The 16,022-nt window shown below is 44.9% G+C and carries 16 protein-coding genes and 1 tRNA gene; 5 read left to right on the top strand and 12 right to left on the bottom strand.

Annotated features, from left to right (window positions below; translation table 11 throughout):
• Positions 1-123: 123 nt before the first annotated feature.
• The 3 genes from GV64_RS04545 to drt5 all read right to left on the bottom strand — a co-directional run bounded on the left by GV64_RS04545 (position 124) and on the right by drt5 (position 2,935).
• On the bottom strand, positions 124-612 hold the full coding sequence (locus tag GV64_RS04545; protein ID WP_020584100.1) for a hypothetical protein: 489 nt from the start codon (positions 610-612) through the stop codon (positions 124-126).
• Positions 613-726: 114 nt separating this feature from the next.
• Positions 727-1,374 carry a hypothetical protein gene (locus GV64_RS04540; RefSeq protein ID WP_020584101.1) on the bottom strand — a complete coding sequence of 216 codons (648 nt, stop codon included), beginning with the start codon at positions 1,372-1,374 and terminating at the stop codon, positions 727-729.
• 82 nt (positions 1,375-1,456) lie between these two features.
• Positions 1,457-2,935 (bottom strand): antiviral reverse transcriptase Drt5, encoded by a 1,479-nt coding sequence (gene drt5 / locus GV64_RS04535; protein ID WP_026258495.1) that lies wholly within the window; start codon positions 2,933-2,935, stop codon positions 1,457-1,459.
• 585 nt (positions 2,936-3,520) lie between these two features.
• Here drt5 and GV64_RS04525 point away from each other — a divergent pair.
• Positions 3,521-3,748 (top strand): hypothetical protein, encoded by a 228-nt coding sequence (locus tag GV64_RS04525; RefSeq protein WP_152553919.1) that lies wholly within the window; start codon positions 3,521-3,523, stop codon positions 3,746-3,748.
• Between the two features lie 39 nt (positions 3,749-3,787).
• Here the strand turns inward: GV64_RS04525 and GV64_RS04520 are convergent, their stop codons facing one another.
• A complete protein-coding gene (locus GV64_RS04520; RefSeq protein WP_020584105.1) occupies positions 3,788-5,089 on the bottom strand; it encodes a hypothetical protein in 1,302 nt (433 codons plus the stop codon).
• 96 nt (positions 5,090-5,185) lie between these two features.
• Between GV64_RS04520 and GV64_RS04515 the strand changes: the two genes are divergently transcribed.
• Positions 5,186-5,527 (top strand): hypothetical protein, encoded by a 342-nt coding sequence (locus GV64_RS04515; protein WP_152553918.1) that lies wholly within the window; start codon positions 5,186-5,188, stop codon positions 5,525-5,527.
• 451 nt (positions 5,528-5,978) lie between these two features.
• Here GV64_RS04515 and GV64_RS04510 read toward each other — a convergent pair whose 3' ends face one another.
• The gene (locus tag GV64_RS04510) at positions 5,979-6,182 is read right to left on the bottom strand and encodes a helix-turn-helix domain-containing protein (protein WP_020584107.1); all 204 of its coding nucleotides are present in this window, start codon (positions 6,180-6,182) and stop codon (positions 5,979-5,981) included.
• Between the two features lie 222 nt (positions 6,183-6,404).
• Here GV64_RS04510 and GV64_RS04505 point away from each other — a divergent pair, with 222 nt between their 5' ends.
• A complete protein-coding gene (locus tag GV64_RS04505; RefSeq protein WP_020584108.1) occupies positions 6,405-7,472 on the top strand; it encodes a phage integrase in 1,068 nt (355 codons plus the stop codon).
• Positions 7,473-7,586: 114 nt separating this feature from the next.
• Here GV64_RS04505 and GV64_RS04500 read toward each other — a convergent pair.
• A tRNA-Ser gene (locus GV64_RS04500) sits at positions 7,587-7,677 on the bottom strand.
• Between the two features lie 95 nt (positions 7,678-7,772).
• Entirely contained in the window at positions 7,773-8,612 is an 840-nt protein-coding gene (locus GV64_RS04495; protein WP_020584109.1) for an SDR family oxidoreductase, read from the bottom strand.
• Positions 8,613-8,875: 263 nt separating this feature from the next.
• Here GV64_RS04495 and GV64_RS04490 point away from each other — a divergent pair, with 263 nt between their 5' ends.
• Positions 8,876-9,478, top strand: a complete 603-nt coding sequence (locus tag GV64_RS04490) for a phytochelatin synthase family protein (protein WP_020584110.1) — start codon at positions 8,876-8,878, stop codon at positions 9,476-9,478.
• 91 nt (positions 9,479-9,569) lie between these two features.
• Here the strand turns inward: GV64_RS04490 and GV64_RS04485 are convergent, their stop codons facing one another.
• Entirely contained in the window at positions 9,570-10,076 is a 507-nt protein-coding gene (locus GV64_RS04485; protein WP_020584111.1) for a lactoylglutathione lyase family protein, read from the bottom strand.
• Between the two features lie 92 nt (positions 10,077-10,168).
• On the opposite strand from GV64_RS04485, the gene GV64_RS04480 reads away from it, so the two are divergent.
• Positions 10,169-11,041: a LysR family transcriptional regulator gene (locus GV64_RS04480; protein ID WP_020584112.1), complete on the top strand. Its 873-nt coding sequence runs from the start codon at positions 10,169-10,171 to the stop codon at positions 11,039-11,041.
• Here GV64_RS04480 and GV64_RS04475 read toward each other — a convergent pair.
• From GV64_RS04475 to GV64_RS04460, 4 genes are all read right to left on the bottom strand, one after another.
• A complete protein-coding gene (locus GV64_RS04475) occupies positions 11,021-11,914 on the bottom strand; it encodes a DMT family transporter (protein ID WP_020584113.1) in 894 nt (297 codons plus the stop codon). The two genes, GV64_RS04480 and GV64_RS04475, sit on opposite strands and share 21 nt — an antisense overlap.
• Before the next feature lie 108 nt (positions 11,915-12,022).
• Positions 12,023-14,275, bottom strand: coding sequence for a DNA recombination protein RmuC (rmuC, locus tag GV64_RS04470; RefSeq protein WP_020584114.1), 2,253 nt, complete (start codon positions 14,273-14,275; stop codon positions 12,023-12,025).
• A gap of 105 nt (positions 14,276-14,380) precedes the next feature.
• On the bottom strand, positions 14,381-15,037 hold the full coding sequence (locus tag GV64_RS04465) for a ChrR family anti-sigma-E factor (RefSeq protein ID WP_020584115.1): 657 nt from the start codon (positions 15,035-15,037) through the stop codon (positions 14,381-14,383).
• Entirely contained in the window at positions 15,034-15,591 is a 558-nt protein-coding gene (locus GV64_RS04460) for a sigma-70 family RNA polymerase sigma factor (RefSeq protein WP_033403559.1), read from the bottom strand. Before GV64_RS04460 ends, GV64_RS04465 begins: the two co-directional genes overlap by 4 nt.
• Positions 15,592-16,022: the final 431 nt, after the last annotated feature.

The following is a 16,022-nucleotide window of genomic DNA, read 5'->3' as shown; positions in this document are numbered from 1 at the left end:
TCACCACTCTTATAGAAGGTACAAAAAAGTCCACTTTAACTTCACTCCTCTTTGGTGTTAAAGATGTTTACTTTTAAAAAAAGACTTATTTGCACCTTTCATAGTATGTATTTTAATTGATTGTTATGAGCATTTTACTTGATTAAGAAGTTGGCAATGGGCATGAGCCATACTTTCTATGAAGTCATCACCAATAGTAGGAAAACCAGACAATAGAAGCTCTTTTTCACGAATCTTAAATAGATCATACAAATAGCTTGAAGTACGATATTCAACATGCACAGAATCAAAGGGACGATTCAGAACTATTGCTTTGGTCAGCTCTTTAGCATCGATGATATTGTATTGGTCGCCTGTAATATCTATAACTATTTCATCAATTTCTAGCCAGTAATGAGTAATTACCCCCCCTCTACCTGAAACCCCTCTTACTCCTTTTATTTCAATATCAGACCATATAGATAAAAAATGGTAAGCTAACAACATAGATGCAAGCTTACAGCTCATTACAGGGAAACAATCAATAACCAGCTCGGTATTTTCTTTATCACAAGTTTCTATAAGCTTCCTAAACTTCATAGTCTCTAACTGAACTTCACTGATTGCTAGCACAGAAATTGCTCCTTGCGATGTAGATGGTATCAAAATAAAGGGTAATAGGTACTATTAAACTAGGCTCAGTGGAGTGAGAAATCCCAGAGCGATATAAATAAAGTTATAATATTTTTACTCTATAGGTAACTTATTAAGACTATCACTAAACTCACCAAGCTTTAACTTATTCTCAAAGTATAAAATCCTTTCATTTTCAACATTAATTGCGGCGCAATTATTTACTCCACAAGTAATCACGTACAAACCATCAGGATAATCTTCTGACTTTAAAAGCTTTAGCTTACTGTAACCGGTATCTGAGATTTCTTTCAAAAAGTTTATTGCTTTCTCCTTTCCCTGAATCTCAGCATAATAAAGTGACCCGAAGAACAAAAATATGAATATCAAGCTTGGAAAAAACCTATCAATCAACTTGTTTGCAAAAACCTCAGACTTACTGTCTCTAGTATTTATCCTAAAAAAACCCCTAATTATTACTGCTTTTTTTCTAGTATTGTATGAAAAGCATATTAGAGAAGTGTAAACTGTAGCTGCAAACCTAAAAACTATTATCGAGCCTAAAAGGAATGGTACTCCTTGCAATACTGGTAGCAAAATAACAAACAATGCATTATAGAGAATTTGATATGAGTTCCTTAATATAAAACCAGTTTCAACCCCTAACCCAACAAGATATCCATTATAATTAGCAATACTTAGTGAAAAAAGAATTGCACTTATAATTGCTAATAGCAAACCGCCATCAATTAATTTAAACATCATATTTCTGTATTAATTTAATTCTATATCATTAGAAATATAGCAAACCCAAAGATGCCCGCTATATTTTGCTAGATGATGCTTACGAAGCCGTTACCGTATCTGCTATGAGTTTGTTTATGCTACTGGCTTTTGAGAAATAGCTCATTAGGTAGTTTTTTGTTTGCTTTGTATCATTCCTCATCCCTATAGCAGAAGCCCATGACAGCCAGCCGCTAGAGCCATTTTTAAGGTGTATCTCCCTCCACTCAGGCATTCCATATTTGGCCCCTGGAATCTCAAGTATTTTAGCTTTAGATATAGTGGTTGCATTTTTATGCTCATATAACAATGCAAATATCTTACCACACGGCGATGTATCCAATAGATATTTTTCGGTGATCTTAGCTATCCAAAACAGTTGATACTCGTTCAAGTATTCTGCAGTTTTTACCAACTCATGCAAAGAGTGTGATAGCTCCTCATAGTTTTCTACGCTAGAGCATTTGTGGAATATTTTTTTTGATAAGTGTGGAAATTTATAAATAAATTCAGCAGCATAGTCTTTAAAATCAGACGTATGCTCACAAATACAATCTATAATTAATGAAACTTCATCATCTGTTATATTGTCATCAGAAACCAAGCTTAATAAATGATCAATTTCTTTCTTGTTTAGATCCTTTAGCTCTTGAATATAAACTTCATAATCAATACCAGACCCTGTGGCAGTATTGACCTTACCCATAACTCGTTCTTTAATTTCATCAACCACTTTACTTATTGAATTATCTTCTTCGCCAAACAATATAGTTTTTGCTGAATTGATATTCAAAGACTTTTGACCAAGAGATTTTTGTATAGTCTCAAAATCTTTAACAAGAATATCTTTTGAATCAGAGAACAACAAAAAGTCATCCATAAATCTAATCATGGCCTCACACTTTATTAGTTCAGAATGATCAATATAAGATAAAAAATGACTACCTAGCATTTTGGTTGGATATAATCCATGAGGTAAGAAATCAATTGAGAAACCAGAATTAATTTCTCTCATAAATTGGCCAAGCAACTCCATATCAGCTGATGTTGTTTTTTGTGCTGAAAACCAATTTAATAGATCATGATGATATATTGAGTTAAAATATGAAGATATATCAAACTTTATATGATATTTAAAATCACATTTCAGCCTCTCAGCTAAATCAATAAACTCCTTATAACTTTGGTGAATTTCTATTTTTTTACCTTCGGAAAAGCGATATCCAAAATGCTGTCTATTTGGATTATTACTTTTTCTAAATATCTTCCTATTTTTATAGGCCATTTCATATAAATAATATTCGGCTACTGGATCAAGCTTTATCGTCCTTCTCAAATGGTGCTTAGTTTTTGATGCATATACAGTTTCTTGAGAGAGAAAGCAGTGTTGTTTCTCAGAAGGGTTTCCAATTTTTGAAATGTAATCTGAAATTTCGCTAGCTGATTTTTCAACCATATAGCGACATGTCTCCATTGGAAAAAGTGTTGCGTCATAGTCACTTAAATAAAAGTCTCTGACTTTCAGGTAATTTGATGTCATTATTTTAACTTCGTACCTAATAATATATATTCGTCAGTGTTACACACAAAAAATGGACACTTATTGCTGGATTCAACGTTCAAAATCAAAATAAGTCAGATAGCTCACCGATGAGTTTCATCATAAAAACAAAGCAAAACCAACCTTCGTTCTTTTTGAAAACCAACGCTACCGCCCGTCCAGACATTTTCAGGAATAGTCAGGCATGCTCTTTTTGTACGACACAATATATGTAGATTCATGAGACAAAAATAGTACCATTGCTCTGCATTGGTTAACATTGCTCCATATCATATTTCAGTAATCATCTAGTTACGGATACACTTATCCGACTAACTGCTGCTCTACAGCCTATTTGTGCAATGTGGCAATCACTGCACCAACATGAAAGAACCACACGTAATAGAGGTATTTTCGGCAGTAATTCCCATGTCACTTATCATCTCTTTTTTAAAATTCCTGTAATTTTGAACAGCATCGCCCTTACTCAAAAAAATCTGTTGCTTCTTCGAAGAAAATATTTTCTTGACCCGCCCTCTCGCCGTTACTGGACAAATTACATTCAAAAAAAGAGAGATAAAAATCATGAAAACACTTACAAATTCCATGCTTTGCACTCTGATTCATCTCGCCAAGAACCAGCTTGAAGCCAAGCGTCATGAGATTTCTGACCTGAGTCAGTACACCACCAAGGTGATCCGTGAGAGCTATAACTCAGAAGTTGAGGAACTGGTGGCAATCCTTGAGATTCTTGGTGACGCTCTGAAAAATCAGAATCCAGTCGAGCAACCGACTCGATCCACCAAAAAATAACAGTCAGGGGATACTCTCCCCTTTCTGTATTGGTTTTTCTCATATGGCATACCCCAGCAGGATACGCTCCTGATAACCCTCACAAAGTCGCTCAATCAACTCATGCTCTGTCGTATTGATGTGCTCATAGTAGAGGGCAATGTCATTCCAGATGATGTTGTTTTGCAGCTCTTCCAGTACCGTTTCAAAGGGCAATCGCTTTCTGGCACAGGCTGACAGGTAGTTCCCCAGATAGAGCTGGTAGTTCTTGCCAGAGAAGGTATCCGGTTTCTTGTAATGGCGTTGGTAGTTGAATTGCTGATCTGGAGTACTGATTCCTTCAGGGGCGAAGACCAGATCATTCATCAGGATACTCCAGATTGGGTGGAAATAGTTGGTATTGTATTTCAGCTTGAAGGACTTCAATCCATATTGCCAAAGCCCATGAAGATGACTGGTAATTTCAGTGTAAGATTTCAGACTTAACCCAATCACACCATTACTGTCATAGGAGCCAAGAGCGAACTGTTCAACGACGGAATGGTGATAACGCAGCTCAACTCGAAATACGTCACTGTCAGCATCATAAGCCCTTCCCTGCTTACCGGCATACTTCTTCCACTTGTTTTGTATGTAATCCAGCTTATCAGAGTCCTTGGACTGGATGGTTTTGTCGTAAATCGCCATCTGTACAGAGGTGGCAGGACCGAACTTGAACGACTGACAGCGATCATACACACAGGAGATGTAGGAGAAGTTAAACTCGATATTCTCGAATCCATTGTATTGAGCAACCCGACGAGAGCGGCAAGCCACCTTATCTGCCAGATCATGTTCTGGTTCCCAACCCTGTAGATCAACGGCCAGATGGATGGCTGGGTAGTGCGGTTCAGGTACTCTCAGAATCTTCTCTGCAATGGTTCTCAGGAACGCATCAATCTGGACAGGTGTACGGTTATCCAGATACCAGGGGGAACATTCTATTTTCAGGTGAGAGCTTTCTGACTCCGCTTTGGCATGGAACATTTTGAAAAACAGGATCAACCCAAGATCATTGTTTTGCAGTCGGTACTGATAACCGGAGGACTTGGAACTTTTGCCCACCAACCAATCGAACCCAAGGAATCGCACCTTTTTCTCATTGAGGTCGATGCTGTACTGAATATCCGTCAGAAAATCCAGATCCATGCGGCCTTTGAAGATTTGCCGGAGGGTATCCACACACATTCCCACCACCTGAAACCCACTGTCGGTGAGATCGAGTACTTTCCCTTTCTTGGGATGGCAGAAGATCAACCCGGTTTCCGAGGGTACGGTGGTGAAGCCATTTTCGGCGACCTTATAACGTTTTAGATGATTCATAGCTAAGAATTCCTTTTCTTATAACTTTTCGCATTCCATATATTGTATTTATATAACGTGCTACAAGGACGTTCCCCCCGCCCGCTTGCGCTGCGCGTGCAAGTCAGGGCGTGGGAGTCAGACGGCGAGTCCGTGGGTGTCGTTGGTGAGCTGGGTGTCAGCATTGAGATCGTGCCTCCTGATGGTTTGCACGCTGCGACCGCTCTGCGCAACACCATGGGCAAGTGCCATCGAGTTGCGCAGAGGATCTGCAAGCGTGGTGGTTCGACTAAACCGGTACTTTTTCATACCGAAAGAAAAAGCACCGCTTCAGCCGCCATGTGTAAAGGCAACTCGCCCTGGTGGCTTTTGCCTTCACGAAAATCAGGAGAGCCTTTGAAGGATGAGGCAATAGTGGCTCTGTTTTTTTATTCAATACAATCACTTCATCATTTTTAATGACAAAGTGAATGGAAAAATCTTTTTGTTGAATTGCATCACTGTTTCTATTTCATAATGCACTTTCTGAATCTTCTCGAATCATCCTTACATTACAGAAAAACAAAATCAACAAAGAAAGCAGACTCACACTGTTAATTAAAAGCGTTTAAAACCATTAACCACTAACAATGGCTAACAACCGCCCACAACCACCAATATAAAGGAAATAACGATTTTTTTTGACAGTGAAGCTTATCAGCGGAATTCACCGCTTCGCTCGCTCAAAAAATGGAATTTTTTGAGGCGTCAATTCTAATCGCTGATTTCACTGTCAAATAAAATAAGTTATTTCCCGCCCTGATGAAGAGCAGAAAAAGAGTAAAATAATCCTTTATTTTTTGCAGATAAAAGCGAGAAAAGCCCTGATTTTCAAGGCTTTTCTACTATACTTAGTGGATGCCCAAACAGTTTAGCAACCTGCTAAAACAGGGCTTTCATCGCTGGATTCTTCCAGTTGTTTCCTGATAGCGTGACCATTGACCAAACGACGCTTGCCGATTTTAACCGTGGGAATAAATCCCCGATCAATCCAGCCTTCGACGGTTCTTTTTGTGACGCCAACAGAATCAGCAAACATATTGATAGTAAAAAACAAGCAGATATTCTCAGCCATCTTTCATTCCTTTTTTATTATGATTAGTGGAACAGAGAAATGACTTCCCTGTTAATTCGAAATCATATAATTTTGGAATCAACGCTGACAATATCCTCGGTGATTTTTTTACTCATTTAATTCAGAACTAGAATTCAAACCGCTTACAACCGGTTAGTTTTTATTTTCTGTTTATAAAAAATCACGGCTTAGAACAAAAATAATAATTAGGGGCATTGAATAGTGAGCATTCGAAAAGATCATAAAACCGGAAAGTGGAAAGTTGACCTGCAATTGAAGCGAGGTGCAAAACGGTATCGGCGTACTTACGACACCAAGGCCGAATGCAACCAGTTCGTCAACTTCATCAAGGGACAGACGCAGCTCAAGAATAAAGAGTTTATCGAGAAGGAGGATAAACGCCTGTTATCCGAGATCATAGACATCTGGTATCAGGGCAGAGGTCAGGAACTGGCAGATGGAGAGCGTACCCGAAATGTGCTGGATAGCATGGTTGCCTTCATTGGAGATATTCAGGCTCGGAGAATGACGGTTTCCCGCTTCAATGAGTACAAGGCGATCAAACGCAGTAACAAGATGGGCAAGGCCGACAACCAACGCACCGTATCCGACAAGACCCTTAACAACCATTTGGGCTACCTGAGAGCCGTGTATAACTACCTGATCGAGATTGACGAGATCCACTATCAGAATCCACTGGAGAAGGCTAAGAAGATCAAGCTTCAGGAACGGGAACTGGCCTACCTCACCAAGCGGCAAATCAACACCCTGCTAACGGAAATTAGGGCAAGCTGTAACAATCCTCATGTTCTGCTGATTACCAAGCTCTGCCTTGCTACGGGTGCTCGCTGGGGAGAGGTTGAAAGCCGCACTATGACCCACCTGCAAAACGGCTGCATGGTCTATTCGCAAACCAAGGGCAAGAAGGTTCGCAGCATCCCCATCAACCAGAAACTCTATCGTGAAGTAGAAGCGCATTTTGAGCGATACGGCGAGTTTACTTCATCCCTGTGCAGTTTTGACCGAGCATTGAAACGCTCCAATATCCGGCTTCCGAGAGGCCAGAGCAGCCATGTATTACGCCACACCTTTGCCAGTCACTTTATGATGAATGGCGGCAATATCATTGTGCTGCAACGGATACTGGGACACGCCGATATTTCCATGACCATGAGATACGCCAAATTTGACCCGACCCATTTTCAGGAGGCGATCAATTTGAATCCGTTATCCGGCATGGATGATGAAGCAGAAGAAACAATAGAGGTAATGGAAGAAATAACGATTTAAGTCGGAAAATGCAGGGTATTTTTTCTCCGTCGACACTTCGTTGACAGAAAAAGACAATGGTCGTAAAAATGAGCTATTTTAGAAAGGGAAATCAGGAACTTACAGAAGGGGATATGGCGGTGAGGGAGGGATTCGAACCCTCGGTACGCGATTAACGTACACACACTTTCCAGGCGTGCTCCTTCAGCCACTCGGACACCTCACCATTTGCTCAAAACGTTTACCGCCCCGAACAGGTGGCGTACTTTATATCACCTGCCCCACAAAGGCAAAAAGAATATATACCTACAGACAAAAAAATTACCGAAGGCGATTCAGGCCAAACATTTTGCCCAGAACTTTCTCAAGAATGGCAGTTGGCAACAGCGCTTTCAACAAGGGAAATGCCAGACTGCCATTGGCCAGCCGGATGATATTAAGCACACGCCCAGACTCCAGTTTATCGATTAGGTCACGACAGAAGTTATCCGCCGGCGTGGGGTTATCCTGTGAGGCATTGGCTCGAGCCCTGACTTTCGCCTCAATGGGCATATAGAGACTGTCCGGCTTGAACACCTGCTCCAATACCCGGCTGGCATTATCTGCAAACCTTGACTGGACGGCACCAGGCTGAACCGTCACTACCTTCACGCCAAAGGGTTTCAACTCCATTCTCAACACATCAGACAATGCATTGAACGCCGCTTTGGAGGCGCAGTAACTGCCCGAAAACGGGGTAAACAGCACACCAGAGACACTGCCAATATTGACGATGGTACCCTGTTTACGGGCACACATATGAGGAGCCACCTGACGGATAAGCGCCATGGGTGCAAACACATTGGTGGCGAACTGCTGTTCCAGCTCTTTGCCTGGCAAATCAATCAATGGCCCCATACTGCCATAGCCCGCATTGTTCACCAGCATATCCAGATGACCATCCGTGTTCAGAATATGCTGTACAACCGCCTGAGCCTGCGACTCATCGGTCACATCCAGTTCCAACACCTGGATATTCTGGTCAGACAGCGCCTGAATACTCTGCAGGTTACGGGCGGTCGCCCAGACACGATAGCCTCTTTGTTGAAACTCAAGAGCCAGTTCCCGGCCAATGCCACTGGAGCATCCGGTAATCAGTACATTTTTATTGCTTGAAGGCATGGTTCATCCCTTTCTGGCTCTGCAAATATTTTTTCAGCTTACCACGCTAAAATCTATCTCAAGAGAATGCAAAGTCCAAAAGTGCTTTCCAGCTTGTCCTACACTGTCGCATACATAATTCTTCACAGCATGACTCAACAACCATGATGATGAAAAACATTAGGCTCATCTCTTTGAGTTTGCTTATATGTCTTTCCAGCTTTTGCTTCGCCGCCTCAAAAAGAACGACTGTCGTTTACTGGAACAGCTCTGAAGCAATCCCCATGCAGCAACGCTTATCGGAAAACGCAGACTTCTGGCGCCTCGTTCCTCATCTGACAACCCAGAAAACGCAAACCTACTGTGGTATTGCCAGCGCCATTACGGTGCTTAACGCCCTGGGCAGCAGTCAATATGGTGACCCGGTCTATTACCCTCATACATACCTGACACAGGACAGCTTTTTCACCCCCACCGTTCTGCCTTATCTTTCACCCAAAATCGTGATGTCCAGGGGAACTGATATCACAGAGCTGCACTATGCCTTGGAAACCCACGGTGTTCAGGTCCAAACCATGTATGGTGACAGTATGTCGGCTCATCAGCTACGCAACCTTCTGAGTCAGGCATTGGTAAACAGTGATCATTATGTTCTGATCAACTATCAACGGGCCTGTCTCAGGCAGAGAGGTGGCGGCCACTGGTCGGTATTGGGTGCTTATGATGCCAAGAGCGATCGGGTGCTGATTATGGATGTGGCCCGGTTTCATTACTTACCCGCGTGGGTGCAAATACCAGACCTGCTGAAAGCGATGAATACGATTGATCCGCGGGGTAATACACGAGGACTGCTGATCGTAACCGGGCAACCCCGTTCGAAAGCATGATGCAGTGATATGTTTAGCCGCTGAACAAAAAAAACGCACAAGAATTGCTTTTCTTTGTGCGCTTTGTGATCGCTGTGGTTAACCTAAAGAATCAGTTATAGGCACCTGCGGAATAGGTCAGCTCATAGCTGTGACTGTAGATTTCCAGGATGTTACCAAATGGATCTTCCATGTAGATCATGCGGTATGGCTTTTCACCCGGGTAGTAAAAGCGTGGTTTTTCCATACGACGCTTACCACCGGCGGCAACAATCTTTTCTGCCAGGCCTTCTACATCCGGATCCTGTACGCAGAAGTGGAAAATGCCGGTTTTCCAGTATTCGAAGTTATTTTCAGGATTTTCCTGATTTTTAAACTCAAAGATCTCAACACCGATCTTGTCACCTGTGGATAAGTGCGCAATGCGGAAGTGCTCCCAGCCGGCACCGAATACATCGGTGCACATCTCACCAATCGCGCTGTTGTCTTCTACAATCGTGGTGGGTTCCATAATCAGGTACCAGCCCAGCACTTCGGTGTAAAACTTAACGGCCTTTTCCAGATCTGGAACAGAAATACCGATATGAGAAAAGGTTCTTGGGTATACTTGGTCTGTCATTGTCTTTTACCTCAATAGCAATGACATCAGTGTAGAAGCTTATTTCGAGAACAAAAAATTATCATTTTTGATGATATTGATAATATCCTGTTATGATAAATCCACTCTGGCTAAAGACCTTTATTGCGCTGGTTGAGCAGAAGCATTTCACTCGCACCGCTGCCTTGCTGCACATGACACAACCGGGCGTCAGCCAGCATATTCGCAAACTGGAAGACTATTACCAGGCAACGCTGATTAACCGGAATGAAAAAGGCTTTGAGCTGACACAGGAAGGTGAAAAGGTACTTCGTTTTGCCAAGGAACTGGTCGTCAGTGAAGAACAGTTGAAAGAGTCCCTGAAAGAAGACAATCCTTATGAGGGGGCCTGCCGACTCAGCAGTCCGGGAGCCCTGGCCATGAGGCTTTACCCTCAGCTCTGTGTCATACAGCAGCAATATCCAGAGCTGCTGATGCAGTTTGAGGTGGCCCCGAACCACAGGATTGTGTCAGAGCTGTTGAGTAATACCATTGATATTGGCCTGATTACCCATCAGACCGACGAGCCTGAACTCATAGCCCGCCCTATCGATCAGGAGCAATTACTGCTTGTGGTTCCTGCTCGTTATCGAGAAGCGGGTTACAGTGACTTATGCCTGCTGGGTGTCATTATGCACCCTGATGCCAGCCATCATATATCGTCAGTGCTTCGGGCAAACTATGCTCAATTCCAGCACCTTTCCGAATTCCCAGTAAAAGGCGCGGTAAACCAGATCAACCTGATTCTCGAGCCGGTAGCTGCCGGTAATGGCTTTACCGTTTTACCAGAGTCCATTGTGAATGCTTTTCCCCGGCAGCAGGATATCAGCATCTTAAATATGACCACTGCCGTTTATGAAACCATTTACCTGACCCATAAGCGGCATCGCCCGGTGGCAAGCCGCTACCCGTTTATTCTGAATACGCTATTCCCGGACCAGCTGTGATTCGGCAATGGCTGGCTTAAAGATGGAACGCCACCTGGCAACCAGCAACGCCATAAAGATCAGTCCACAACCGAGAAGCTTCTGGGAAGTCATGGACTCTCCCATCCAGATCGCACTCATCAGCGCAGTCCATACCGGTTCAATCACCATGATCAGCGCGGCATGGCCTGCTTCTGAATGTTTCAGCGCCCAGGTGTATAGGAAATAACGCAGACTGGTGGCAACCAATACTGCGGCAGCTACCCAGACCCAGGTATCGGTAGCAATCTGTTCCGGCCAGCTTTCTGTAGTGACAGAAATAGCCATTCCTAGCACACCCGGAACCAGCAACAATATAAAGGTCAAAGCCATTGAAGGGATGCCTGGCGCATTACGATTGGTGAACACAAAGTGCAAGGCAATAAACAGCGTTGCCATCAGGTACAACCCTTGGGCAGGTTCAAATTCCCAACTACCTTTCAGTGCCAGCAAGGCAATACCGGCAATCGCAAATGGCAGGGCAAAGAGTGTGAAGCGATCAATTCGGCTACCATAGAGCAACCTTCCCATAAAGGGCACCATGATCATGGACAGGCTCATGATAAAAGCACCTTCACCCAGCCGGTCAGAGCTGTCGACAGCCTGAATCCAGAGATACATGGCTGCCATCTGAATTAACCCCACCATCACGCAGATGAATAACTGGCTTTTGTTTAACTGAAACAGCTGTCGTGCGGCAAAAGGCAACAACAATAAAGCTGCTGCAATATATCGGACTCCAATGTAACCAATGGGCGGCATGCCACCGATGGCAAACTTGGAAAACAGCCAGCCAGACGCAGCCAGCAGAGTAACCAGCAGAAGTACCAGATCTGCCTTAATCGTCGTGTTCATTAGAGTGTGCCGGGATTGAGATTTCAGGTAAGTCCATGTTCTTTTGAAACTAGCTTACTGAAATCCCGGCTTCGGCACAGTGGGGGTAAATACGCTATTTAGAGAAGGTTACTTTGAGGGGGTGTCTTCTGACCTGAACTGTTGCTCATAGTCAGATAAGGAATATTCAGGGTGCTCCTGCTCCAGTCTGGCCAGTTCTGCTTCAAGAGACGGCAACTCTCCATCGGTAGAGGACAAGTCACTGCCCAGCTCGGCAAGTTGGGATTCCAGCACGGAGAAGTCCGGAGTATTTGGGAGTTCACCTTCACCTGACGGCGCATAGCCATTGTCCTCAACTGAAGACTCGGTCTGTTGCAGGTTTTGAGTCGCTGTCGTTGCCTCTGCATATTCAAAACCCGGTCTGGAATCCAGCGAAGCGAGATCAGGCGCTTGGCTCCCCGATTCAGCCACCATTACGGACTCATGAGGCGTTGCTTCTGCAGCCGGTTCTTCCACACCATAATCTTCCGGAGTCTGTGCGTGCTGCTCAGGCAAACCGTAATCTTGATGCTCAAAGGACTGCTCCGCAATTGCAGGAGTCACTTCAGACGCGACAACATCTGAGTATGTCGGTTCCTGTGGTTCAGGTTCATCAACAACCGTACTATCCACACCCCGTTCAGAAGTGGGTTCTTCATAGGCTTCTACTGGTTCTTCCGCTAATGAATGAGCTTCTGTGACAGGCGAAACCTCTACGGGTTCTGGCGTTGATTCCCGGGCTTCCGGTGTTTCCTCCTGATGGGAGGTCACGACATCCACTTCAGAGGCTGCTGACTGAGCCCCTGCTTCAAAAGCCAGTAACTCTTCTGCCTCAAGGGGCTCCAGATCAGCCGTTTCCAGCGTTTTGGCGGGTAACTCTTTCTTCACCCGAACACCCAGTGCCAGAAACTGATCGGCCTGGGCTATCAGATTGCCACGGCCATGCTTCAGCGTACCCATGGCTTCATCGTAGGTACTGCGGGCATTGTCCAGCTGTGTATCCAACTTCTCCATTTTTTCCACAAAGATGCGAAGCTTGTCGTATACCTGACGACCTTTATCAGCCAGTTTCCGGGTATTGGCATTCTGACGTTCAATGGTCCACAGGTTAGCAACCGTTCTCAGGGTTGCCAGCAATGTTGTGGGCGTTACTACGACGATACGTTTCTCAAACGCCTCATTAAACAGTTGCTGGTCATACTGGAATGCGGAAATAAACGCAGGCTCAATAGGCATGAACATGAAAACAAAATCCGGAGCCTTGATTTCCGGCAGGCTGGGGTAGTCTTTCTGGTTCAGGCTGTTGATGTGATTTCGAATACATTGAATATGACGAACCATGGCCGCATCACGGTCAGCATCCGTTTCTGCATTCACATAAGCCATGTAGTCCACCAGCGACACCTTGGAGTCAATGATAAGGTGCTTACCTTCGGGCAGGTGAACAATAAAGTCCGGACGCTTATTCTGACCATCCTCATCTTTGAAGTTGGCTTCACGCTCGTACTCCTGGCCTTTGATCAGACCACTGCTGTCGAGGATGGTCTCAACCTGCATTTCCCCCCAGTTACCCTGAAGCTTCTTGTCTCCTTTGAGGGCTTTAGCAAGACTTTCAGCGTCGTCCGTCATCTTTCGATTGAGCTGATGCATGGTTTCCAGCTGTTGCTTCAGTGCTGCGCGGCTAACGCTGTCTTCCCGGTGCGCCTCTTCCACTTTGTTACGGAACTCACCCAACTGTTCCTTGAACGGAGCCAATAGTGAATGCAGCTGTTCATGGTGCTGATCAGAGAGAACTTTACCTCTGGCTTCAAAGATTTCGTGCGCCAGGTGTTTGAATTCCTGTTTGAGGGCTTCCTTGTTTTCCTGAAGCTGCATCAGGGCTTTCTGGTTTTGGCTCTGTTGTTCTTCAAGGCGGGTTTCCAGCTCTTTTGCCCGCTGTTCTGCCTGACTCCGCACAGCCCGCTCGGATGCCAGCTCTTTAGCCAGCTCCTGAAAGTCTCTGGTTTTTTCAGCTTCGCGTTTGCGCTCTGAAATCATCATGGCTTCCAGACGCCCTGCCTTGACCTGATGCTGGCTGAGCTGATCGCTAAGACGCAGGGTCTCTTTCTGCAGCAGAGTTTTACTCGCTTCAAGCTTTTCCTGCAGAACGACTTTCTGTTCTGCCAGCTCATCTTGCAGAGCGTTTTTCTGCTCGATCAGTTGGTCGATCTGCAGGTGCTGGGCATCCACCTCCCGCTCCATTTGCAACTTCAGGCTATGCTGAGTTTGCCGGCAGACAAACCAAGCCAGTGCAAATGACAGCAGTGAAGCAACAGCAACTACGGCGAGGGCAGCAAGCGTCATGAAACGATCTCTCTGGAATTACACTAGAAACTTTTTGACAGGTTCGTCGAGAAAAAAGTTCAGGTCAATAGCAAGAAATCTTGCCATTGACCTGACTAGCAGCGTTTATAGCTGAAAAAAAGGCTGGAGCAGCCGTGGAACCAGTCCCTTGAAGCGAAGGGGACCATCCGTAGCAATCAGGCAGATACACCCTTCATGGGTATCTGCCACTGGCTGATGATTCATATCCGGGTCGACATCCGCCACATCTCCGGCGGAAAAACGCCCCAGTTCATCGCTGTATGACCCCTTAAGTACCAGGGTCAGCTCGGAACCACTGTGTCCATGGGAGGGCATAAAGGTACCGGGAGCAATTTTGAGCAACCGCAGCTTGCCCTGCGAAGCTGGCAGGATAAACTGCTTCATGCCCGGTGCCATCGTTCTCCAGTGCAGTTCACTGAACCATTGACCAATCAACGGCTGCAGTGGTGCCGGTATATCTCCGTCCGAGTCATCACCAACTGCTAGCTGAGGCTCTGGCATGCTTTCTTCACACGGCTCATCAAGCATGGCCAGCATCCATTCCCGTGATCTTTCAGACATGGATTGCACAGGCTCCTGCTCCATCAGACCAAGACCAATCTGCTCAGCATCGGCAATTTTACCGCGGCAGTGGCTACAGGCAGCAATATGACAGGCGACGACCATAGCAAGAGCATCTGGCAGACTGCCAGCGCCATAACTGAGCAGGGTGCTGTCATCAGGATGGTGATTGCAGCTCATGGCTCACCTCCAATGCGAACCCGCAATTTATCAAATGCAAGCCTTAGGCCTGATTTCACACTGCCTATGGGCATGTCCATATCTTCAGCAATTTCTCGATGGGATTTTCCTTCGTAATACACTTTGTAAACCAATTGAGCCTGTTGCTGAGGTAGAGCATCCAGGGCGTCTTTTAATCGTCCAGCATCACAGGCTGCCATACTTGGCGTGTAGCCAACTTCGGGATAACTGTTCAGGGGCGAAAGCATGTCAGGCTTTTCTTTACGAAGCCGGTCAATCCATAGATTTCTGGCAATGCGAAAGATCCAGGTGGAAGCCGTAGCTTTTGCAGGGTCATAACTGGAAGTCTTACGCCATACAGACAGCAGGGTTTCCTGAACCAGCTCTTCTGCCAGCTCTTCATTAGCCCCCTTTCTGACCAGAAAGCTTTTCAGTCGAGGAGCAAAATAGTCGTAGAGCTGCATAAACAGCTTTTTATCGCGACTTTTCGCCAGATCAACGAGAACCTGCCTGAAGTCCTGCTTTTGCGCTGCCTGATCAGGTTTGAATTCCATAGAGGTTTCAACAAGCCGAAGATGTACCATAGTTCTTTAATTTTCTTATACATGCCCACTTCTACGTAAAAAGTCCCAATAAGGATCTCTTTACGGCGAACGCAGTCATGCTTCTTCATCATACCCTCATTAGCCGCCCTGCATAGCTTTTCCTCGATAGAAAATGGCAGCTTTGGTAGCTCAGCTTCATTTTTCTTTTTTTATTACTCTCACCCAAAGAGGGAACGACATTATCTGTTAACTCAGAACGTAATGCTCTCAGACTACAGCCATTGTCATTACATAAGCTAGAACGTGCAAAATCGCTTAAAGGTCAACTGTTTCTGATGAGCCATCAGTGGCTCTCAAAAAACGTAACGCAGTCCTGTCTGCAACCTGAACAGACGTAGTGCCGTATTCAAATACATTGGTAAGGGCAGCTTCCAGAAGCT

Origin of the sequence: Endozoicomonas elysicola (assembly GCF_000710775.1) — a bacterium.
Lineage (GTDB): Bacteria > Pseudomonadota > Gammaproteobacteria > Pseudomonadales > Endozoicomonadaceae > Endozoicomonas > Endozoicomonas elysicola.
The sequence above is the reverse complement of the archived record's forward strand: the minus strand, read 5'-3'. Positions and strand labels throughout refer to the sequence as shown.